This window comes from Parasphingorhabdus sp. (genome assembly GCF_048269915.1).
Lineage (GTDB): Bacteria > Pseudomonadota > Alphaproteobacteria > Sphingomonadales > Sphingomonadaceae > Parasphingorhabdus.
The window spans coordinates 163,983-185,432 of the sequence record NZ_JBLWTY010000002.1 but is presented as its reverse complement, the minus strand read 5'-3'; the positions used below and the strand labels follow the sequence as shown (position 1 = coordinate 185,432).

18 protein-coding genes are annotated in these 21,450 nt (G+C 56.0%); 13 read left to right on the top strand and 5 right to left on the bottom strand.

Annotated elements, in window-relative coordinates; all coding sequences use genetic code 11:
• Positions 1-10 precede the first annotated feature (10 nt).
• From purM to ACN0WX_RS05875, 5 genes are all read left to right on the top strand, one after another.
• On the top strand, positions 11-1,132 hold the full coding sequence (gene purM / locus ACN0WX_RS05895; protein WP_417621380.1) for a phosphoribosylformylglycinamidine cyclo-ligase: 1,122 nt from the start codon (positions 11-13) through the stop codon (positions 1,130-1,132).
• Positions 1,125-2,090: a phosphoribosylglycinamide formyltransferase gene (purN, locus tag ACN0WX_RS05890; protein WP_417621379.1), complete on the top strand. Its 966-nt coding sequence runs from the start codon at positions 1,125-1,127 to the stop codon at positions 2,088-2,090. Before purM ends, purN begins: the two co-directional genes overlap by 8 nt.
• Before the next feature lie 252 nt (positions 2,091-2,342).
• Positions 2,343-2,726, top strand: coding sequence for a hypothetical protein (locus tag ACN0WX_RS05885; protein ID WP_417621378.1), 384 nt, complete (start codon positions 2,343-2,345; stop codon positions 2,724-2,726).
• A gap of 101 nt (positions 2,727-2,827) precedes the next feature.
• Complete coding sequence (locus tag ACN0WX_RS05880; RefSeq protein ID WP_417621377.1) at positions 2,828-5,041, top strand: TonB-dependent receptor; 2,214 nt, start codon at positions 2,828-2,830, stop codon at positions 5,039-5,041.
• A 2-nt stretch (positions 5,042-5,043) separates the two neighbouring features.
• On the top strand, positions 5,044-5,982 hold the full coding sequence (locus ACN0WX_RS05875) for an alpha/beta hydrolase (RefSeq protein ID WP_417621376.1): 939 nt from the start codon (positions 5,044-5,046) through the stop codon (positions 5,980-5,982).
• Positions 5,983-6,176: 194 nt separating this feature from the next.
• Here ACN0WX_RS05875 and ndk read toward each other — a convergent pair whose 3' ends face one another.
• The 4 genes from ndk to ACN0WX_RS05855 all read right to left on the bottom strand — a co-directional run bounded on the left by ndk (position 6,177) and on the right by ACN0WX_RS05855 (position 9,254).
• Complete coding sequence (gene ndk / locus ACN0WX_RS05870; protein WP_417621375.1) at positions 6,177-6,599, bottom strand: nucleoside-diphosphate kinase; 423 nt, start codon at positions 6,597-6,599, stop codon at positions 6,177-6,179.
• 85 nt (positions 6,600-6,684) lie between these two features.
• Positions 6,685-7,191, bottom strand: a complete 507-nt coding sequence (locus ACN0WX_RS05865; protein ID WP_417621374.1) for a hypothetical protein — start codon at positions 7,189-7,191, stop codon at positions 6,685-6,687.
• A 96-nt stretch (positions 7,192-7,287) separates the two neighbouring features.
• The gene (locus ACN0WX_RS05860) at positions 7,288-7,725 is read right to left on the bottom strand and encodes a DNA polymerase III subunit chi (RefSeq protein ID WP_417621373.1); all 438 of its coding nucleotides are present in this window, start codon (positions 7,723-7,725) and stop codon (positions 7,288-7,290) included.
• Positions 7,726-7,796: 71 nt separating this feature from the next.
• Entirely contained in the window at positions 7,797-9,254 is a 1,458-nt protein-coding gene (locus tag ACN0WX_RS05855) for a leucyl aminopeptidase (RefSeq protein ID WP_417621372.1), read from the bottom strand.
• A gap of 326 nt (positions 9,255-9,580) precedes the next feature.
• Between ACN0WX_RS05855 and ACN0WX_RS05850 the strand changes: the two genes are divergently transcribed.
• The 4 genes from ACN0WX_RS05850 (at position 9,581) to rsmA (ending at position 15,028) form a co-directional block, all read left to right on the top strand.
• Entirely contained in the window at positions 9,581-11,734 is a 2,154-nt protein-coding gene (locus ACN0WX_RS05850; protein WP_417621371.1) for an LPS-assembly protein LptD, read from the top strand.
• Between the two features lie 98 nt (positions 11,735-11,832).
• Entirely contained in the window at positions 11,833-13,197 is a 1,365-nt protein-coding gene (locus ACN0WX_RS05845) for a foldase protein PrsA (RefSeq protein WP_417621370.1), read from the top strand.
• Positions 13,197-14,204, top strand: a complete 1,008-nt coding sequence (gene pdxA / locus ACN0WX_RS05840; RefSeq protein WP_417621369.1) for a 4-hydroxythreonine-4-phosphate dehydrogenase PdxA — start codon at positions 13,197-13,199, stop codon at positions 14,202-14,204. Before ACN0WX_RS05845 ends, pdxA begins: the two co-directional genes overlap by 1 nt.
• 32 nt (positions 14,205-14,236) lie before the next feature.
• Complete coding sequence (gene rsmA / locus ACN0WX_RS05835) at positions 14,237-15,028, top strand: 16S rRNA (adenine(1518)-N(6)/adenine(1519)-N(6))-dimethyltransferase RsmA (protein WP_417621368.1); 792 nt, start codon at positions 14,237-14,239, stop codon at positions 15,026-15,028.
• Here rsmA and ACN0WX_RS05830 read toward each other — a convergent pair.
• Complete coding sequence (locus ACN0WX_RS05830) at positions 15,025-17,130, bottom strand: malate synthase G (protein ID WP_417621367.1); 2,106 nt, start codon at positions 17,128-17,130, stop codon at positions 15,025-15,027. The two genes, rsmA and ACN0WX_RS05830, sit on opposite strands and share 4 nt — an antisense overlap.
• A 457-nt stretch (positions 17,131-17,587) precedes the next feature.
• Between ACN0WX_RS05830 and ACN0WX_RS05825 the strand changes: the two genes are divergently transcribed.
• The 4 genes from ACN0WX_RS05825 to ACN0WX_RS05810 all read left to right on the top strand — a co-directional run bounded on the left by ACN0WX_RS05825 (position 17,588) and on the right by ACN0WX_RS05810 (position 21,393).
• Positions 17,588-18,796 (top strand): hydrolase, encoded by a 1,209-nt coding sequence (locus ACN0WX_RS05825; RefSeq protein WP_417621366.1) that lies wholly within the window; start codon positions 17,588-17,590, stop codon positions 18,794-18,796.
• Positions 18,793-19,803 (top strand): arginine N-succinyltransferase, encoded by a 1,011-nt coding sequence (locus ACN0WX_RS05820; RefSeq protein WP_417621365.1) that lies wholly within the window; start codon positions 18,793-18,795, stop codon positions 19,801-19,803. The genes ACN0WX_RS05825 and ACN0WX_RS05820 overlap by 4 nt, the downstream gene beginning before the upstream one ends.
• Positions 19,800-21,062, top strand: a complete 1,263-nt coding sequence (locus ACN0WX_RS05815; protein WP_417621364.1) for an N-succinylarginine dihydrolase — start codon at positions 19,800-19,802, stop codon at positions 21,060-21,062. Before ACN0WX_RS05820 ends, ACN0WX_RS05815 begins: the two co-directional genes overlap by 4 nt.
• 100 nt (positions 21,063-21,162) lie before the next feature.
• Entirely contained in the window at positions 21,163-21,393 is a 231-nt protein-coding gene (locus ACN0WX_RS05810) for a hypothetical protein (protein ID WP_417621363.1), read from the top strand.
• Positions 21,394-21,450: the final 57 nt, after the last annotated feature.

Below are 21,450 nucleotides of genomic sequence, written 5' to 3'. Positions count from 1 at the left end.
CGCTCATGTTATGAGTGAAAAGCAAAATGAAACGGATTCTTGCACCCCGGAATCTTACACCTATGCGAAAGCCGGTGTGTCCATCGAGGCGGGCAATGCCCTGATCAAGGCGATCGCGCCGCTGGCGAAAGCCACAGCGCGCGCAGGCGCCAATGCTGAACTCGGCGGCTTCGGCGGCTTTTTCGACCTGAAGGCGGCAGGCTATGATGACCCGCTGCTGGTCGCAGCCAATGATGGTGTCGGTACGAAACTCAAGCTCGCCATCGACTTTGACCGGCATGATACGGTCGGAATCGATCTCGTCGCCATGTGCGTCAACGATCTCATCGTGCAAGGCGCAGAACCCCTGTTCTTCCTCGACTATTTTGCCACCGGCAAGCTGGAAAACGGCGTCGCCGAGCGGGTTGTGGCCGGCATTGCTGACGGTTGTAAAATGTCAGGCTGCGCCCTGATCGGCGGCGAAACGGCGGAGATGCCCGGCATGTATGCCGATGGCGACTATGATCTGGCCGGCTTCTGCGTCGGTGCAGTGGAGCGCGAAAAAGCAGTGACCGGCGCGACGATCGAGGCTGGCGATATTCTGCTCGGCCTCGAATCATCCGGCGTGCACAGCAACGGCTTCTCGCTGGTCCGCCGTCTGGCAGCGGACAAGGGCTGGAAACTGGATCGCCCGGCCCTGTTCAACCCCGACATACTGCTGATCGAGGCGTTGATCGCCCCCACGCGCATTTACGTCAAGTCGCTGCTGCCGCTGATGCAGGCGGGCCGGATCAAGGCGCTCGCCCATATTACCGGCGGCGGCCTGCTGGAGAATATCCCGCGCGTCCTGCCCGACGGCCTGCACGCCCATGTTGATGCAAGCAGCTGGGACCAGCCGCGGCTGATGGCCTTTCTGCAGGCACAGGGCAATATCGAGCCGGAGGAAATGGCCCGCACCTTCAACTGCGGCATAGGCATGGTTCTGGCGGTGTCGCCGGGCGAAGCGGATTCGGTGACAGCCGACCTCGAAGCCGCTGGCGAGACAGTCCACCGGATCGGCGACATGCGCGAAGGCACCAAGGGCTGCAGCGTGACGGGCGATCGCGGCACATGGTCCGCAATGGACAGCTGGACCGCCACCCACAATGGCTGAAAAAGCCAGGGTCGCGATACTGATCTCGGGCCGCGGCTCGAACATGGCAGCGCTCGTCTATGCCGCGAAGGCGGGCGACTGCCCCTATGAGATCGTGCTGGTTGCCTCCAACGATCCCGCTGCCCCCGGCCTGGCTCTGGCCGAAGCGGAAGCCATTGCGACCTGCGCGCATCCGCACAAGGGCCTGACTCGCGAAGCACACGACCAGATCATGCACGATGCGATCGTCCGGTCCGGCGCCGAATATGTCGTGCTGGCCGGCTATATGCGGATATTGAGCGATGGTTTCGTGCAGAAATGGGCCGACCGCATGGTCAATATCCATCCCAGCCTCCTGCCCAAATATAAGGGCCTTGATACCTATCAGCGCGCCCTGGATGCCGGCGACAGGGTCGCCGGGTGCAGCGTGCATCTGGTCACGCCGCAGCTGGATGACGGCCCTATACTGGCCCAGACCGAAGTGGCGATCCTGCCCGGCGACGATGCCGACAGCCTGGCCAGCCGCATCCTGATCGCCGAGCATCAGCTCTATCCCGCCACGCTGGCCCGCTATGTCACCCGCGAAGCCGATCCGGAGTGGATATTGGATCAGGTTCGCAAGCGCGCACTGGCGCTGGAAGAAACCCACGAGCGGGAAAGCTTCGGCTCCCCCGGATGGCGGGTGGGGAGCGAAAAGACCGGAAAATATTTCGCCTATTTCACCCAGAAACTGCACGGCGAGGCCAGCGTCGGCCTGCTCGTCAAGACCAGCGGACTGGATGAACAGGCGGCGCTGATCGACGCCGATCCCGAACTTTACTATGCACCCAAATTCTACGGAAAATCCGGCTGGATCGCGATCCGGCTCGATCTTGGCCGTACCGACTGGGATCATATCGCCGACTGGCTCGCCAAAAGCTGGCGCTTGGTCGCGCCCAAGCGGCTTACCAGAATGATCGATATAGCGGACCAATTCTAGGATAAAAACGGCAGGGCGCGGTGACGGTGGGAGATTGTGGGAGGCATGGTGATTTATCCCCCAGGATTGATTCGCCCGTGGTCGCCGAGGATGAAAGCTGATTTTGCTGTCTGCCATTGCGACGCAAGCAGAATTCACGGCTTCAAGGAAACAGAGTATAAAATGGCGATTCAGCGGTTGACGGAATCATTGTCCGGTACTGGTCGTGGCTTTTTGGGTGCTAATAAGTATTAATGCGCGCAAGAGGTTTTTATGACTGAACAAATTTCTGACGAACAGCTTATCGGTTGGGCACAGGCGCTCGAGAATTATGCGCGCGATTGGGACACAACATTTGAAAACCGGCCCAACTATTTTACCCAGGAATTTTGGTATCTCCTCGTTGGCTGTATGATTGCGCATTGGAGCGGGAAGCCAATGTCAGTGGGAGCCGCCTGCCAATCGATGAAGAGCGGGTCCAACCGTACTCGCGAAGAGCGCCTGAAACGGGCAGTGAATGACGGCTATCTGGTTAAGGAACGAACCAGCGACGATGGACGAGAAGCGATCGTCCGGCCCACGCCAAAGCTGGAGCAAGCGATGCGGGAGCATTTCCAGCGTACCTATAGGACTGTTTCGGAAGCCCTTCGCAAATAGCCGCAATATTTGCGGGCAATTTTTCGGCCATATTTGCGATAGAAACATTCTCATTTCTCTTGTCTGTTGTGACAAACAACAAAAAAGGGGGGATGACAGAGATGGACATCAAACACGAGAATAGGGTTTCACGGCATCGCTCGCGCATCAGCGCAGCGGCGCTCGCACTTGCGGGATCAACATTGTTTATGACTGATGATGTGTCGGCACAGACCACATCCAGTCAAGCGGCGGAAAACAAGAGTGATCCGGACAACGTGATCGTTGTTACCGCGCGGAGGCGTGAAGAAAATTTGCAGGACGTTCCCGTAGCAGTATCAGCATTCGGACAAGAAGCCCTGCAAAATCTTCAAGCTGCAAATCTGGGTGATCTCGAGGGAGCGGTTCCCAATCTGTCGCTTCATGTCGGCGATGCTGCCAATGCAGTCGTTTACATTCGCGGTGTTGGTCAGGTCGATTCCCTTGCATTTGCCGACCCCGGAGTCGGAATATATGTAGACGATGTCTATTTGGGGCGAGCCCAAGGCGCTTTTCTCGATGTCTATGACGTCGCCCGGATCGAAGTCCTGCGCGGGCCGCAGGGTACGCTTTACGGTCGCAATACTATCGGGGGGGCAGTGAAATTTGTCTCCAGTCCGCTGACCAATGATTTCTCTGGCAGTCTGGAAGCAACCTATGGGAGCTATGACCGCTTTGACATGAAAGGCATGGTCAATATTCCGGTTGTCGACGAAAAGCTGATTGCCAAAGCGGCCATCGCCCATTCGCAGCGGCGCGGTTACGCGACCAATCTGGCTTCCGGCGACGATGATGGTGACAAGGATTTATGGGCCGGACGGATAGCGCTCGAATTTCGTCCATCGTCGGATTTTACCCTGCGCGTGACCGGCGATATATCGCACGATCAACCCGATAGTTCGCGTACGCCTGCGCGCGCCACATCGGTTTTCGGTACATTTCCCCCGAATGACGATCCGTTCGAGGTGAATGCTGATTTTAATGACAGAAATGAACTCAAGACCAGCGGATTATCGGCAGTCGCCAGTTGGACGCCCAACGATGCTGTCGAGTTAAAATCGATCAGTGCATATCGCACGATGGATTATGACAGCAAGCTTGATCTGGATGGAACCGAGGCAGCTTTTTTTGGCGTCTATGTCAATGAAGCGCAAAACCAGTTCAGCCAGGAACTGCAATTCAACTATAATGATGATCGCCTTTCCGCGGTCGCGGGTCTCTTTTATTTCCGCGAACATGACGACACATTGAGCGGACTTTACGGACCGGCAATTGCCCTGGTGACTGCGTCGGTCAATGATCAGATCAACAAGAGCTATGCGGCCTATGGCCAGTTCACTTATCAACTGAGCGATCACCTCTCGGCAACAGCCGGCATGCGTTATACCTATGAGGACAAAAAGTTCCTGCGAACACAATCATTCTTTGATGCTGCCACGCCCTTTCCTTTCGACCCTGACCAAGGCGGCTTGCTTGTCACCGATATTGATACCGCAGCAAACTGGGATTCCTTTTCGCCCAAATTTGGTATCGAATATAAACCGACCGAGGACGTGCTGGTATATGCCAACGCATCTCGCGGGTTCAAAAGCGGTGGTTTTGATGGCCGCGCCAATACATCTGAAGATGCGACTCCCTATGAACCGGAAACAATGTGGTCCTATGAAGGCGGAATTAAATCCAGTCTGTTTGACCGCAAGTTGACGGCCAATCTGTCGGTGTTCCAGAATGAATATAAGAATCTGCAACTTTCGAGCTTCGTTGCCGATACGCAGGGGAATTTTTCTGCATTGTTTACCAATGCCGGCAAAGCCACGATCCGCGGGTTCGAGATGGAATTGGCCCTGCGTCCCGTCCGCGGCCTGAACCTGAGCGCCTTGCTGTCGCATCTCGACAGTCAATATGATCGGTTCATTGGTCCGGGAGGCAATGACATCAGTGACCAGCGCAAACTTGTGAACGCGCCGCGCTGGTCATGGCGGTTGGCAGCAGATTATATATTTGATCTCGGAAATCTCGGCACGCTGACGACGGGTGTTGACGCCGCACATCGTTCGAAAAGCTATACGGTTGTTAGTAGCAGTGAAGAACTGGCACAAAAGCCCAACACATTGATTGATGCTTTCATCCGCTTTGCGACACATGACGATGGCTTATGGATTTCTGCAGGCGTAAAAAACCTGACCGACAAGCGCTACATCACACACGGCTTCGATCTTAGCGACTCCCTTGGTTATCAACTTGCCTATTATGGAGACCCGCGAACCTACAATCTGTCTGTCGGCTACCGATTCTGACCATGGGGCAGCAGATTGATGAGGCAACAGGCGCGCTACTCAAACGCATGGAGATTGATCTGGCCGAAATGCCGGACGAGACCATTGAAGATCGTCGCGCAGCGCTCCGCTTCATGGCTGAAAATTACGGACCACAACCCATTGAGGTCGGTTCGGTTGAAGATGTGAAGATCAATGGTCCCAACGGACCTGTCCCCCTGCGCATCTATCGTCCGGTTGGCGCGAAAGCCACGGTCCCCGTCATGCTCCATATTCATGGTGGTGGATGGGCCTTGGGCAGCGGCCATGTATATGATCGTATCTGCCGTGCCAATTGTGAAGCAACGGGCGCGATTATCGTCGATGTCGATTATCGCCTGGCCCCCGAAAATGTCCACCCCGCAGCATTGCTGGATTGCGAGGCAGCGCTGGACTGGCTCGTGCAACATGGCGTCGAGATTGGCGGAGATCCCGATCGCATTATAGTGGCAGGAGATAGCGCAGGTGGAAATCTCGCGGCAGCATTGTGCCTAAAAACCTCGCATGTGATCTGGAAACAGATTTTGGTTTATCCAGTCACGTCCGCAAGCCGTTCCGCCAATTTCGGTTCCCGCGACAAATATGGCGACGGAGAATTTTTTCTCACCAAGGAAGCGATTCTACGGGCGGAATGCGAATATATCGCGGATCGGGCAAAGGGCGAAATTTGGCAACTTTCTCCTGTTCTCGCCACCCCGGCAATGCTGCGTAAATTGCCACCAACGCTCTTGATCGCTGCCGAACTTGACCCTCTGGTCGATGAGGCGGTCCTGTACAGTGACCTGATCAATGCAGCCGGTGGCCAATCTACCCTCCTGATTGTAGAAGGGACGATCCATGGATTTGTGCTGTTCGGCGGTGCGATCCCGAAAGGGCAGGAAATAATTGCCCGAATGGGCTCATGGATCAGGCAGAATCCCTAGCGTTTTGCTGTTATACTTCCGGTTCTGAATGCAGTGTCATCGCTGCTACATCCACCCTGTATCTGAACCTTAAGCGGTCATTGAAGGCGTAAAATCTACTCCGACATTCCAACCCGAAGCTTTATACCAAAAAAAAACGCCCGGTCGCATATCTGCAACCGGGCGCTTGAATAAGCTAACTATAAGCGAAAAGCCTAGCCAACGATTTCGTCTTCGTTAAAGAAATAGGCGATTTCGATCGCGGCATTTTCTTCGCTGTCGCTGCCGTGGACCGTGTTCGCTTCGAGGCTTTCTGCCAGTTCCTTACGGATCGTGCCGGGCGCGGCGTCGGCAGGATTGGTCGCGCCCATGATGTCGCGGTTGGCCTGCATCGCATTTTCGCCCTCAAGCACCTGGACGACACAGGGGCCGCTGGTCATGAAGTCGACGAGTTCACCGAAAAAGGGGCGTTCCTTGTGGACCGCGTAAAAGCCTTCGGCCTGTTCCTTGGTCATGTGGATACGCTTGGAAGCGACAACGCGCAGGCCGGCGTCTTCCAGCATTTTGGTGACCGCACCAGTAATATTGCGGCGGGTGGCGTCGGGTTTAATGATCGAAAATGTCCGTGTCACGGCCATGATAATGCTCCATAATGTAGGGATAAACGAGATTTGCGCCGCCCTTAGCCGCTGCGCTGCACCATGGCAAGTTTTCGATGCGTGTCTAGTTGTCTCCACCGGCCATGATCGTCGCCGTGACATCGCCGCCGGAGGATTTGGTCACCGAAACATGGACCCCCTCGCCATTTTTCCGCTCACCGCCGATCATCTGCATATCGCCGGACTTTATTTCAGTCGTTACATCTATATCCCTTGATTTCAACTGCTTGCGATAGAAATCTATTACTTCATCAGCGCTGTCTTTGGTCTTGAAAACGACCATCGCTCCGGTTTTGCCCTCGCCCATGCCCGACATGCTGGTCTGGACCTCGGCATCCGGATAGAGGCGGATGCCGAAGGGCAGATCGCTGACGGCCTTGTCACCGGTGGCGATGCGGACTTCGGCGTCATCGGTCTTGATGATCGTCTCGCTATTCTCCTCGTCACCGCGAACCGAATAGCTGCCCTTGCCGCCATCGCCATCGTCGAACGAACCGGAGGCGCGCTCGCCGTCATTGCTGCCACAGGCAGCGGTCACGAGAATCAGGGGCAGGATGAGATATTTTGTCATGGAAAAGGCTCCGGAATATGGGCGCGACCGGTTTCCCTGCTATAACCGACAACCTGCGCCAGCGCAAATTCTGGCCGGCGCAGCGGCCGGTCCGGTTCAGGGGCCCTCGACCCAGCGTCCGCCGTCCTGCTTCCAGTAACGCGGCGTGACATCCTCTCGGGCGGACAGGGCGCGCCAGGCGGTGCGGGCCTGATCAATCTGGTCAGCGGTGAAGAGGAAGAAGGCGCGCTCGAAGGCCAGCGCCTCGTCCCGCCACCGGCCATCCGACAGGATGACATAGGGCGCGCTGTTGGCCGCGTCGCACTGGTCCGAGATCAGGATCGGCTGATCTGTCTGTCGCTCTGATCCAGCAAAGTCATGGGCGAGGAAGCTGGCCGGGTCATCGCTCCACAAGGCCTTCCCCAAGGCTGCACAACGGCTCTCGTCCTGCGCTACCAGAAGCACCCTTTTGCCAACTTCCAGAGACTTGCCGGCCAGCATCGGCACCAGCTTTTCCGCCGGATCGCGCGTCAGATGGTAAAAATCAACACGCACCGCGCAACCTTCGCAACTTTTGCAACCCTTGCCGCCTTCCTGTCAGCAGCGGCCAAATAGCCGGGACGCGATCAATCTTCGAAATGGTCGGCAACATATTGATTGAGCAGGCGCACGCCATAGCCGGTCGCGCCTTTTTCCCAGACCGGGCCGGGCTTGTCGGCCCATACCATCCCGGCAATATCAAGATGCGCCCATTTCACGCCATCCTTGACGAAACGCTTGAGAAACTGCGCCGCCGTAATCGAACCGGCACCGCGGGGTCCGACGTTTTTCATATCGGCAATCGGCGAGTTGATCAGCTTGTCATAGGCCGGTCCGATCGGCAGCTGCCAGACCGGATCACCGGAGTCTTTCCCGGCATCGATCAGGTCTTCGGCGAGATCATCGTCATTACTGAAACAGCCGGCATATTCATTGCCCAGCGAGATGATCATCGCGCCGGTCAGGGTCGCCAGATCGATTAGCACGTCCGGCTTGAACGTCTCCTGTGTCCAGTGCATCGCATCGCACAGAACCAGCCGCCCCTCGGCATCGGTGTTGATCACCTCGATGGTCTGGCCATTCATGCTGGTGACAACGTCACCGGGGCGCTGCGCCTTGCCATCCGGCATATTTTCAACCAGCCCGCAAACCCCCACGACGTGGACCTTTGCCTTGCGACCGGCGAGCGCTTTCATGGTACCGGCAACCGCTCCCGCGCCGCCCATATCCCATTTCATTTCTTCCATGCCGGCGCCGGGTTTCAGTGAAATTCCGCCGGTGTCGAAGGTTACGCCCTTCCCGACCAGAGCCAGCGGCGTCTTCTGCGCGCTATTGGTCCCGTCCCAGCGCATCGCCAGCAGCCGCGGCGGACGCGCGGAACCTTGCGAGACGCCCAACAGTGCGCCCATGCCGAGTTTCTCCATTTCATCCCAGCCCAGCACTGTGAACTCAACGCCAAGAGCTTTCAGTTCCTCGCAGCGGGCGACAAAGCTCTCGGGATAGATAGCATTGGCCGGCTCCGCGACCAGTTCGCGGGTTAGCGCCACACCATCGGCCACCGCGGACAGGTCCTGCCACGCTTTTGCGGTCGCGATATGCTGATCAGCCACGGTGATCGTGTCGAGCGTGACCTTCTGTTTCTCCGGCATCGTAGTGCGATATTTATCATGCCGCCAACTACGCAGTTTTGCGCCAAAAAGAAGATATGCCAAATCCTCCTCGTCGAGACCCGATGGATCAATGATCGCATGCTTGGTGCCGGACGTCAGAATTTTAGCGATAGCGGACCCCCCTGCAGACTCGATATCTAGCGTCTTGCCTTTGCCCAGCCCAGTCAGGATTACTCGAAGGACCTTGGTTTTTTCAGTCACAAAGGTTTCAAAAACTTCGCCGAGCTTCCCTTCAAACCGTGCCGCTTTTGCCGCCGACTTCACGGTATCAGCTTGCTCCAGGGAAAGTTCAAAATTAGTCAGACCGTCGTTGCTAATCGCAAATATGATTGCATCAGCATCCGCAGGCCGCTCGTTGGCAAAGTTGAAATTCATCGGAAAACCGTCCTTATTTTGCTGTTCTGAGGAGTGAATTGCCTCAATAGTCCACTCGTCGACCCGACTCATCCATGAGTGGACCGACGTTTATCATGATCGAGAGTTGCTGCACGGTCTTGGTTTTTGGGTCAAGCATCTGTTCATCAAAATCTGTCAAAGAAAATTTGCAGACTTCGCGATCTGGTGCAATAGGCGTTGGGAAGGCGGGCAGCGCCAAATCCGACATTGTTCAAAGTGGGACTCAAAGCAGGTTAAGCCAGTCGATGAAATCTTCACTCGCCTTTATTACTCTTTTCTCGGCGGCCTTAACGCCGGCATCCGCAATGGGTCAATCGCACGGGGACAGCGCCGTTGCTCCCGATCCGCAGAATGATGAAATCGAATTTAGTGCGGACAGCATCGACTATGATTTTGAGAACGACGTCGTAACCGCCGAAGGCAACGTCATTCTCGATCGCGATGGATATATGCTGCGAGCAGATCAGGTTGTGTGGAATCGGAAGACCGGTGCCGTTGTGGCAGAAGGCCATATCCGTTCAATCAGTCCCGACGGCGACGTGGCTTACGGCGATCGTATCGAATTGACCGATAGCCTGCGCGATGGCGCTGTTGAAAATCTGCTGCTTGTTCTGGAAGATGGCAGTCGACTGGCGGCGCGCAAAAGCGAACGTTTTGCTGATGGGTCCCTCGCACTCGCGAATGCGGCTTACACCGCTTGCGCAGTCACAACCGACGAAGGATGCCCCAAAAATCCCAGTTGGCAGATCAAAGCCGTGAAAGTATTTTACGACCCGGTCAAAAAGCGCGTAAAATATAAAGGAGCACGGATCGAGATTTTTGGCTTGCCAGTCATACCCTTACCTGGCCTATCCCATCCGATTAGCGATGAGAACCGCAGTGGTATTCTGGTTCCCGACATCAAATTTGATACAGTCAACGGCATCGGCCTGACCATTCCCTATTATTTCAACATTGCACCCAATTTGGACGCTACGGTTACCGCGCAGGTGTTTACAGATGTTGCACCATTGATCAGCAGTACAGTCCGCAGCCTTGATCAAAAAGGCGCCTTCCAGCTGACGGGATATGCCACTTATAGCTCCCGTATTCCGACAGGCGCATCTGTGGCATTACCCAATTCCGAGCAAGATTTTCGCGGCTATTTTGCAACAAGCGGTCGGTTTCGGCTTGATGACAAATGGACCATTTCCCAATCAGCGCGCATCGTATCCGACCGCACTTTCCTGAGGCGTTATGATATTAGTGACGATGATAGCCTTCGGTCCACGATCAACGTTGAGCGGATTAGCGACAGTAGCTATTTTTCTCTCGCCGGGTGGGCATTCCAGACATTGCGGGTAAACGACCCGCAAAACCGCGTTCCCGTGGCGCTGCCGGTAATAGATTATCGCAAACGGTTTAATGAACCCGTTCTGGGCGGCCGGATCGAAGTGCAAGCAAATAGCCTGGCGATAGAACGCACAGAAGGACAGGATACGCAACGCGCTTTTGGATCGGCCCGCTGGGATTTGCGAAAGCTCACCGACTGGGGACAAGAAATAACCTTCACAGGTTTGATTCGAGGCGATGTTTATCATAGCGACGACAATGCGCTCAATGAAACGGCAATTTATCGCGGTCAAAGCGGTTGGGAAACGCGCGCAATCGCAACAGCCGCAATAGATGTAAAGTGGCCGCTGATCGGCGAGGCCTTTGGCGGCACCCAGACGATCACTCCGCGCTTTCAGGTTGTCGCGACACCAGCCCTGGCCAATCTTTCGGTTCCCAATGAAGATGCACGCGCAGTGGACTTGGAAGACAGCAATCTTTTCGCGCTCAATCGTTTCCCCGGCTACGATCGGTATGAGGATAATGTCCGGGCAACTTATGGGATGGAATGGGAAGTCAATCGACCCAATCTGCAAGTCAACATGATAGTCGGCCAAAGTTATCGGCTGGAAAATAACAGCAATATCGTCCCCGAAGGGACCGGCCTGTCTGATCGTTTTTCCGATATCGTTGGCCGCACCAATGTTCGGTTCAAGGACATTGTTAAATTCACTCACCGTTTCCGGCTGGACAAAGATAACCTCGGAGTAAGGCGCAACGAAATCGATGCAACTGTCGGCTCGAAAGGGACCTACGCCCAAGTCGGCTATCTGCGGCTTGATCGTAATATCGGGCCACAGCTTGAAGATCTTCGAGACCGCGAAGAAATACGCGTTGGGGGGCGCTACCAGATTGATGGACATTGGTCCGTTTTTGGCTCCGCGATCATTGATCTGACCGATCGTAGCGAAGACCCCATTTCGGTGGCCGACGGCTATGATCCGGTAAGACACCGCCTGGGTGTTGCCTATGATGACGGCTGTCTTTCGATGGGCGTGACTTGGCGCTATGATTATGAAAATACCGGAGACGCGCGACGCGGAAGTACTTTTCTGTTCCGGCTGGCCTTGCGCAATTTGGGCGTGTAGAGAACCTTCAAACGGGTTAGCGCGCTCATATTGGGTTCAGCAGATATTTGTTATCTGCGGCACAAATGACACTCTTTGTAGTTGAGAAGAAACAAGAAATGAATTTATCGATCATGAACATACGGGGCTTCAAAACCAAAGCTGTTTTTGTCGCTGCCCTTGCCGTTGCAGGTGCATCGCCCTCGGCAAGCCAAACGGTTGCAGACACATCGCTGCCACAAACCGGACTGAATATTCCCGACGAATTGACAATTTTCGGCAAAAATGACCCAAACATTCGCCGGGCAACGGCGATTGTAAACGGGGACATTATCACCGGAACAGATGTCGGCCATCGACTTGCGCTGATTATCGCAGCCAATGGCGGCGAAGTTTCGGATGAAGAACGACAACGCCTGCGGCTTCAGATTTTGAGAAACCTCATCGATGAAACGCTGCAGATTCAGGAAGCGGAGGCCAACGAAATCACCATTGCGGATGAGGAGGTCGAAGCCACTTTCCGTCAGGTCGCACAGCAAAATTTCAAACAGGACATCAACGCGTTCGATCAATATCTGCGATCGCAAGGATCCTCCACCGATACGCTAAAACGCCAGATCAAAGGCGAATTGGCGTGGAGCCGTCTGCTTCGCCGCAATATCCAGCCATTTATAAATGTCGGCGACGAAGAGGTAAACGCAATCATCGAACGTTTAAACGCCTCCAAGGGCACCAGCGAATATCGTATCGGCGAAATCTATATGTCCGCCTCGCAGGAAACCGCCGCGCAAGTTGCTGAAAATATGCGCAAGATACTCGACCAGATTCGTGCGGGCGGTTCCTTTGTCGCTTATGCACGGCAGTTTTCAGAGGCATCAACCGCCGCAACGGGCGGTGACCTGGGTTGGGTACGTCCGGCTCAATTGCCACAAACCCTTGCCGATGCAGCGGAGCAGATGCAGGTCGGACAAGTGGTTGGTCCGATCGAAGTTCCGGGCGGATTTTCTATCCTTTATCTAATTGACTCCCGGCAAGTGCTTACGGCGGATCCCCGAAACGCCCTGCTCAGCCTCAAGCAACTGGCGATAACATTCCCGCAAGGTATTTCCGAAGCACAGGCGTCCGCGCAAGCCGCAAAATTCGCCCAGGCAACGCAATCTATCAAAGGCTGCGGAGCAGCCAATGAGGTTGCCGCTCAGTTGGGTGCCAGCGTGGTTGACAATGATCAGGTTAGATTGCGCGACCTGCCTGGTCCTCTGCAGGGAACCATAGGCGAATTGCAAATCGGCCAGGCAAGCCAGCCTTTCGGATCTGTAGAAGATGGTGTCCGCGTTCTGATCCTGTGTGGGCGAGATGATCCGCAGACCGCATCAGCGCCATCGTTCGACGCCATCATGTCCCGGTTGGAAAATGATCGTGTCAACAAACGAGCGCAAATTTATCTGCGCGATCTGAGACGCGACGCGATCATCGAATATAATTGATGCCCGATTGGACCGCCAAGCCTTTTGCCGTATCCTGCGGTGATCCCGCTGGCGTCGGGCCGGAAATTATCGGAAAGAGCTGGAAACGGCGCGTCGAGGCTGGCCTGAAGCCTTTTTTTGCTGTCGGAAATTTCGCCGACTTCGAGAATCTCGTGGATGTTCCGACGCAGAAAATCGAACAGCCGTCCCAAGTCGAGGAGACATTTGACAAAGCTTTGCCCGTGTTTCACATTCATGAAGCCGCTGCCGCCGTTCCCGGAGAAGCGACTATGGACGGTGCCCAATGTTCGCTGCACGCCCTGGAAATTGCCTGTGGACTGGCCCGTTCGGGCGATGCTGGAGCGATCATCACCGCGCCGGTTTCCAAATCACAGCTGTACAAGGTTGGTTTTCGTTATCCCGGGCAAACAGAATTTGTTTCGGAACGCTGCGGCATAGCGAGAGAAAATGCCGTGATGATGTTGGCAGGACCCACATTGCGGGTGGTGCCAATGACGACCCACATCGCGCTCAAGGACGTCCCGGCGCAATTGACCGGACGACTCATCATTGCTCGCGCACGCGCTGCAGAGAAAGCGATGATCCGGAATTTCGGGATAGAAAAGCCCCGGATCGCTGTATCGGGTCTCAATCCACATGCTGGTGAGAACGGCAATCTTGGCGACGAAGAGCAGCGGATCATGCAACCAGCGATTGATGAACTGCGTCAGCAAGGCATGGATATTACCGATCCGTTGCCGGCGGATACGATGTTCCACGAGGAAGCGCGGGTCAAATATGATGTCGCGCTGTGCCCTTATCATGACCAGGCATTGATCCCCCTCAAAACCCTTCATTTTTTCGACGGGGTCAATATCACCCTGGGTTTGCCAATCGTCCGGACTTCGCCGGATCACGGAACCGCTTTCAATATCGCGGGACAGGGCATTGCCGATCCACGATCGATGATTGCCGCTATCCAAATGGCCGCCACGGCCGTTGCCAATCGACAGAATTACGACCATTGAAACAGCCAATTGCCCTTCCCCCACTAAGGGAGGTGATCAAGAAACACGGCCTCTCCGCCAGCAAGGCGCTGGGGCAAAACTTTCTGTTCGACATGCAGTTGCTCGACAAAATCGCCGCAATTCCGGGGGAGCTTGATGGTCAGCCCGTGTTCGAAGTCGGTCCGGGCCCTGGCGGACTGACCCGCGCATTGCTGCAGGCGGGCGCACTCGTGACGGCCGTGGAACGCGACGAGCGCTGCTTGCCGGCCTTGACGGAATTGTCCGCATATTTTCCGGAAAAGCTCAAGATTATCAATGACGATGCACTTGCCATTGATCCCAGCAGTCTTTTTGACCGCCCATTTCATATCCTGTCCAATCTTCCCTATAATATCGGCTCAGCGCTGCTCGTCCGGTGGTTATCTGCACCCCAATGGCCGCCCCAATGGCAATCGCTGACCCTGATGTTTCAGCGCGAAGTGGCCGAACGGATCGTCGCCCAGCCAGGTTCCAGTGCCTATGGCCGTCTCTCCATATTGGCGCAGTGGCGGTGCACGGCGAAGCTGGCAATGACCGTCCACCGGTCGGCCTTCACACCCCCGCCGAAGGTTATGTCGGCGGTGGTCCACCTTGTTCCCGAGGCCCAGCCCGAGGGCGTCGATCCCGCCAAGCTGGAACATTTGACACAAGCCGCCTTCAGCCAAAGACGCAAAATGCTGCGGCAAAGCCTGAAAAATCTGCCGGGCGCACTCGAAGCGCTGGAACAGGCGGGTATTGACAGCGCACGCCGGCCCGAAACAGTATCTGTCTCCGAATTTGTCGCGGTCGCCCGACTGCTCTCCTAGCCCGCAGCCTTCAGCTTTCGCCGATAGGCATGCAGCAGCGGTTCGGTATAGCCGCTTGGCTGCTCGACACCCTTGAACACCAGATCGCGCGCCGCCTGGAAAGCCAGGCTGGCATCCGGATTGGGGGCCATGGGCCGGTAGAGCGGATCGCCCGCATTCTGCCCGTCAACCTTGGCCGCCATGCGCAACAAGGCGGCATCGACCTGCTCAGGTGAACAGACACCGTGCAGCATCCAGTTGGCCATATGCTGCGAGGAAATCCGCAGTGTCGCACGGTCTTCCATCAGGCCGACATCATTGATGTCCGGAACCTTGGAACAGCCGATCCCCTGATCGATCCAGCGGACCACATAGCCCAATATGCCCTGCGCATTGTTATCCAGCTCATGCTCGATTTCGGCATCCGACCAGTTGTGGCCATCGGCCAGAGGAATGGTCAGCAATTTGTCGAGCGACGCGATTCCGTCCGCCGCGACCTCTTTCTGCCGGTCGAAAACATTGACCCGGTGATAATGGATCGCATGCAGCGTCGCCGCTGTCGGGCTGGGCACCCAGGCGGTGTTGGCGCCGGTCATCGGATGGCCGATTTTCTGCTCCATCATGTCGGCCATCATGTCGGGCGCGGCCCACATGCCCTTGCCGATCTGCGCCTTGCCCGACATGCCGCAGGCGAGACCGATGGCCACGTTGCGCTGCTCATAGGCAGTGATCCAGTCGCTTGTCTTGATATCGCCCTTGGCCAGCATCGCGCCGGCCTGCATCGAGGTGTGGATTTCGTCGCCAGTCCGGTCGAGAAAGCCGGTGTTGATGAACACGACCCGGTCCTTCACTGCGTGGATGCAAGCGGCGAGATTGGCGGAAGTCCGGCGCTCTTCATCCATTACGCCGACTTTGATGGTGTGGCGATCGAGGCCCAGCAAATCTTCCACCGCGTCAAACAGATCATTGGTGAAAGCGCATTCTTCCGGCCCGTGCATCTTTGGTTTGACGATATAGATGGAACCGGCGCGACTGTTGCGCAGTTCACCCAATCCCTTGAGATCGTGCATGGAAATCAGACTGGTAAAAACCCCGTCGAGCAAACCTTCCGGCGCTTCTGATCCATCGGCGAGCAGAACCGCGGGGTTGCTCATCAGATGCCCGACATTGCGGACAAACATCAGGCTGCGGCCCGGCAGCGTGAAAGCCTTGCCGCCCAGATCGGCATAGTCGCGATCCGGATTGGCCTTGCGTTCGACGGTCTTGCCGCCTTTTTCGAAGGATGCGTCGAGATCACCGCGCATCAGACCAAGCCAGTTGCTATAGGCCAGCACCTTGTCCTCGGCATCCACGGCGGCAACCGAATCTTCCATATCGATAATCGTGGTCAGCGCCGCTTCGAGCAACACATCCGCAATATGGGCCGGATCATCTGCACCAATCGGATGGTCGGCGTCGACGACAACTTCTGCGTGCAGGCCATTATGTTTGAGCAGGAACGAATCTCCGTTCCGTCCGACCAATTGCGCGGGATCTGCCAACGACAGCTCACCGCCTGCATAGTCTGCCCATTTGCCAACTGAGAGCGGAAAGGCTTCGTCAAGAAACGCTTTTGCCGCCTTGATGACATGTGCCCCTCGCTCGGGATCATAGCCACCGGGTTTGGCCGCTGGTGCGTCCAATGCATCGGTGCCGTAAAAGGCATCGTAAAGGCTGCCCCACCGTGCGTTGGCTGCGTTCAGGACGAAACGATCATTGAGCGACGGGACCACCAATTGTGGTCCAGCCATGGTCGCGATTTCGGGATCGACATTTTCCGTAGTGATGGAAAAAGCTCCTGGTTCATCAACCAGATAGCCGATACTTTTCAGAAATTCCTGATATTCAGCCTGATCAATCGGCTTACCCTTGTGAGCGATATGCCAGGCGTCAATCTGCGCTTGCAGCTTCTCCCGCTTGGCCAGCAGTTCGGCGTTACGCGGCGCGAATTTGCTAAGCAGTTCGGCAAATCCCGCCCAGAATTTTGCCCCGTCCACCCCGGTTCCCGGCAAGGCACGGTCATTGACAAAATCAAACAGTTCTTGCGCGATCTGGATATTGTTCTGGCTGACATATTCGGACATAAATCTTCCTCGTTCAAATGCATTTATCCGGAGCGTACAGCGTACACTATAGACGTTCAAAATGTTCCGGGGAGGAATCGCAGCCGTCTATGGCGGCTCTTTTTCCCCCTGTAAATGGGAGGGGTAAATGGGATAGCGAAAAAGTCTCTTCCCGGAGACGAACTTTACAAACTTTACACTGTTATGAAAATATTCGCTCCTCCTGCGTGTATTTACAAAGAATCGTAGAAAACATCCTGAAATTCCATCGCCTTTATCCCGCTTGCCCTATTCTCGAAAAAGGACGGTTCAGCGCGGATATTTCTCTGGTACATATGCTATACTCCTTTGGGAAATCGGGCCTGTGTCGGCTAGCGGACCAAGATTGGGACAATAATGGCTAGCATCGGTGTAGGACAGCGCTTTTCCCTCAACAGAGCGGGTGACATCGGATGACGACAAATGCTATCGGTTTCAAATGAAAGCAGATTCCTCCTCCCAAAAAGCAATACTGGAAAGGGCGAGCGACCTGCCGCTTTTGCCGCGCACGCTTGAATGGGCGAAGGTCAACAGCGGCACCAATAATCTCGACGGTCTGGCAACCGTCGCAGAAATGCTGGCAGATGCCTTTTCGGTTTTGCCGGGAGAGACCAGCCTGATCGATCCCGAACCGGTCGAGGCGGTGCGCGCGGATGGTTCGGTTGATCAGATCCAGCGCGGCCGGCATCTGGTCACTTCGGTGCGGCCGGAAGCGCGGGTACGCCTGCTGCTGACCGGTCATATGGACACCGTGTTTGCGGCGGACCACCCGTTTCAGCAGATCGTCGAGCTAGAAAGCGGCATATTGAACGGCCCGGGTCTTGCCGACATGAAAGGCGGGCTGTCGGTCATGCTCGGCGCACTGCAATTGCTCGAGCAAAGCGGATATGCCAACCGGATCGGCTATGATGTGATGATCAACAGCGACGAGGAAGTGGGCTCCGGATCATCGGCATCGCTGATCAGGCGACTGGCCGAGGGCAAGACGGCCGCCCTCACCTACGAACCTGCCCTGCCCGACGGCACGCTCGCCGGCGAGCGCGGGGGCAGCGGCAATTTCTCGATCATCTTTACCGGCAAGAGCGCGCATGCCGGACGCAATCCCGAAGAAGGGCGCAATGCGCTGGTCGCGGCGGCCGACATGGCTGTGCGGCTTAAAGCGCTGCACCGCGAGGGGCTGAGCGTAAACCCGGCGAAGATCGACGGTGGTGGGCCGAATAATGCTGTTCCGGATCACGCCATCCTGCGCGTCAATTTTCGGCCGAAGACGCTGGAAGATCAGGCTGCGGCTCAAAAGGCGCTGGACCAGATGGTTGCAGACATAGCGAAAACGCATGATCTCGGCGTCCATTGCCATGGCGGCTTTGGCCGCCCGCCCAAACCGATTGATCCGCAGGCGCAAAAACTATTTGGCCTTGTGAAGCAATGCGGCGCAGAACTGGGCCTCGATATCAACTGGCGCGGCACCGGCGGCGTATGCGACGGCAATAATATCGCGGCCTGCGGTATCCCGGTCGTGGATACGATGGGCGTCAGAGGCGGAGCAATCCACAGCTCCGACGAATATTTAATTACAGAAAGTCTGGTCGAACGGACACAATTATCGGCGCTCACGATCATGCGGATCGCCGAAAAAGGAGGATTATGAGTTTCCGGATACGCGCGGCACGCATCGATGATTTGCAGCATCTATACGAAATGGCGAAACTGACGGGTGGGGGGTTTACCAATCTGCCAGCAGATCGGAACTCTTTGCTCCAAAAGCTGGAACGATCCGAACGTGCCTATCAAAGTGATGCGAACGAGCATGGTGATGACCTGTTTGTCATGGTATTGGAAAATATCGAAACCGGCGCGGTGCGCGGCACCTCGCAACTGTTCACCAAGGTCGGACAGACCTGGCCCTTCTATTCCTATCGCCTGAGCACCCTGTCGCAAACCAGCAAGGAACTGGACCGGACGTTCAGTGCACAAATGCTCAGTCTCGTCACCGACCTGGAAGGGGCGAGCGAAGTCGGCGGCCTGTTCCTCCATCCTGGCGAACGCGCCGGTGGCCTTGGCATGTTGCTGGCCCGCAGCCGTTATCTGTTCATCAAGGAACATCGTGATCGCTTTGGCGACAAGATATTCGCCGAACTTCGCGGCGTTATTGACGAAGCCGGCGGATCACCCTTCTGGGACGGTCTGGCCGGGCGTTTCTTTGGCATGAGCTTTCAGGAAGCCGATTATTTTAACGCCATTCACGGCAACCAGTTCATCGCCGACCTTATGCCCAAACACCCGATATATACTGCCATGCTGAGCGAATCCGCCCGCGCTGCAATCGGAGTACCACATACCAGCGGCCGCGCCGCCATGCGTATGCTGGAGAACGAGAATTTCTCCTATGACGGCTATGTCGACATATTTGACGGCGGCCCGACCATGGTCGCGAGAACCAACGACGTCACCAGCATCCGCGATTCGAAATCCGGAACCATTACCGCGATCAAGGAAGGCGAGGTCAAAGCAATCATATCGAGCGGCTCGCTCCAGGATTTTCAGGCCACTTATGCGATGATCACCAAGAGCGGGGACGGCGTGACAATTGACCAACAGGCCGCGGACAACCTGGGCCTGAGTGTGGGCGACACGATCCGGTACATCCCGCGATGAATACGCCGGTTGAAATCAATTTCGACGGCATTATCGGCCCCAGCCATAATTATGCGGGGTTGAGTCTCGGCAATATTGCCTCAGCCACCAATGCGGGAGAAACCGCTTATCCGCGCGAAGCGGCTCGCCAGGGCATTGCCAAGATGCAGCATAATCTTGACCTGGGTATCGCGCAGGGCTTTTTCATGCCGCTGGATCGACCGAATGAAGGCTGGCTGGAAATGCTGGGGACAGGGGTTGCAGGTGCCGAACCGCATATCCGGGCGGCGGCTTTCTCTGCATCCTCAATGTGGGCCGCCAACGCCGCAACCATTTCTCCGGCACCGGATACCGCGGACGACAAATGCCATCTCACCGTCGCCAATCTGCAAACGATGCCGCACCGTAGCCACGAATGGCCGGGGACTCTGGCCCAACTAAAATTGGCTTTTGCGGATCGCGATCATTTTTCAGTGCACGTCCCCATTCCCTCGCCCTTTGGCGACGAAGGAGCCGCAAATCATATGCGGTTGTGTCCCAGCCACGATGCGCCTGGTATCGAGATATTCGTCTTTGGCAAAAGCGGCGGCCCCTTCCCTGCGCGGCAGCATATCGAGGCGAGCAAAGCAGTGGCCCGCAAACATCGCCTGAACGCGGAACGCACGATCTTCGCGCAACAGGCCGAAATCGCCATTGCAGCCGGCGCGTTCCACAATGATGTCGTTGCGGTGGCCAACGAGCAGGTTTTATTCACCCATGAACAGGCCTTTGAACAACCTGAAGCGCTCTACGGCGAAATCCGGAACAAATTGCCGGAGGCGGATATTATAATTGTCCCCGCCGATCAGGTCAGCCTGGACGACGCGATCCAATCCTATCTGTTCAACGCACAATTGGTGACATTGCCGAAAGATGCAGGAATGGCGCTTGTCCTGCCCACGGAAGCAAGAGAGAATCAGCCGGTATGGACCTATTTGCAGAATCTGGTCGCTGGTAACGGGCCGATCCGAAAACTTTGCCCGGTTGATGTCCGGCAATCCATGGCAAATGGCGGCGGACCGGCCTGTCTGCGGCTGCGTGTCGTGGCCAATCCGGAAACCGTTGACCAGAGATTCATGGCTACGCCGGAAAAACTGGAACGTCTGACCCGCGTCATTTCTGAATATTGGCCCGAAGCGATCAACCCGGGCGAGCTGTCCAATCCTGCATTGGTCAATGACATCCGAACCGCACGATCCCGGTTGCTGGACGCTTGCGGGTTGAACGAACTGGACCGCTAGTCCCCCGTTCATACTGTCGGGTTAACTTACAGTTTACCATATATAATTCCAGCAAACGTTGCATTTCTGCGGTTGGCATGACGTTTGCTACGAAAATATCATGTGGAAAAAGATAAAACGGCTATTCATCATCAAGACCAAGTTTGAGGCGTTTTTAATCACCTATGCTCTCGCCACCGGTGCGGTTGCACGCGGCCAGGCCTATTTGGCTCAATATCCCGGCTGGGGTGGAAAATTATTGTTTCTGGCTACAACCGGAGCGGTATTCATGGCCGGCGCCAAAATGATCGAGGCGATCGAACTGCACCGGGATTTCGGTTCCGACTATTAATGTTCCGAGCTGCCGACCTTCAATCGGATAGATAGCGCGGGCAATTCCGCAGCGATT

Excerpts from the sequence above, each read along its gene's own strand:
- purM (WP_417621380.1), top strand. The coding sequence starts at position 11 with ATGAGTGAAAAGCAAAATGAAACGGATTCTTGCACCCCGGAATCTTAC.
- purN (WP_417621379.1), top strand. The coding sequence starts at position 1,125 with ATGGCTGAAAAAGCCAGGGTCGCGATACTGATCTCGGGCCGCGGCTCG.
- ACN0WX_RS05885 (WP_417621378.1), top strand. The coding sequence starts at position 2,343 with ATGACTGAACAAATTTCTGACGAACAGCTTATCGGTTGGGCACAGGCG.
- ACN0WX_RS05880 (WP_417621377.1), top strand. The coding sequence starts at position 2,828 with ATGGACATCAAACACGAGAATAGGGTTTCACGGCATCGCTCGCGCATC.
- ACN0WX_RS05875 (WP_417621376.1), top strand. The coding sequence starts at position 5,044 with ATGGGGCAGCAGATTGATGAGGCAACAGGCGCGCTACTCAAACGCATG.
- ndk (WP_417621375.1), bottom strand. The coding sequence starts at position 6,599 with ATGGCCGTGACACGGACATTTTCGATCATTAAACCCGACGCCACCCGC.
- ACN0WX_RS05865 (WP_417621374.1), bottom strand. The coding sequence starts at position 7,191 with ATGACAAAATATCTCATCCTGCCCCTGATTCTCGTGACCGCTGCCTGT.
- ACN0WX_RS05855 (WP_417621372.1), bottom strand. The coding sequence starts at position 9,254 with ATGAATTTCAACTTTGCCAACGAGCGGCCTGCGGATGCTGATGCAATC.
- ACN0WX_RS05850 (WP_417621371.1), top strand. The coding sequence starts at position 9,581 with ATGGGTCAATCGCACGGGGACAGCGCCGTTGCTCCCGATCCGCAGAAT.
- ACN0WX_RS05845 (WP_417621370.1), top strand. The coding sequence starts at position 11,833 with ATGAATTTATCGATCATGAACATACGGGGCTTCAAAACCAAAGCTGTT.
- pdxA (WP_417621369.1), top strand. The coding sequence starts at position 13,197 with ATGCCCGATTGGACCGCCAAGCCTTTTGCCGTATCCTGCGGTGATCCC.
- ACN0WX_RS05830 (WP_417621367.1), bottom strand. The coding sequence starts at position 17,130 with ATGTCCGAATATGTCAGCCAGAACAATATCCAGATCGCGCAAGAACTG.
- ACN0WX_RS05825 (WP_417621366.1), top strand. The coding sequence starts at position 17,588 with ATGAAAGCAGATTCCTCCTCCCAAAAAGCAATACTGGAAAGGGCGAGC.
- ACN0WX_RS05820 (WP_417621365.1), top strand. The coding sequence starts at position 18,793 with ATGAGTTTCCGGATACGCGCGGCACGCATCGATGATTTGCAGCATCTA.
- ACN0WX_RS05815 (WP_417621364.1), top strand. The coding sequence starts at position 19,800 with ATGAATACGCCGGTTGAAATCAATTTCGACGGCATTATCGGCCCCAGC.
- ACN0WX_RS05810 (WP_417621363.1), top strand. The coding sequence starts at position 21,163 with ATGTGGAAAAAGATAAAACGGCTATTCATCATCAAGACCAAGTTTGAG.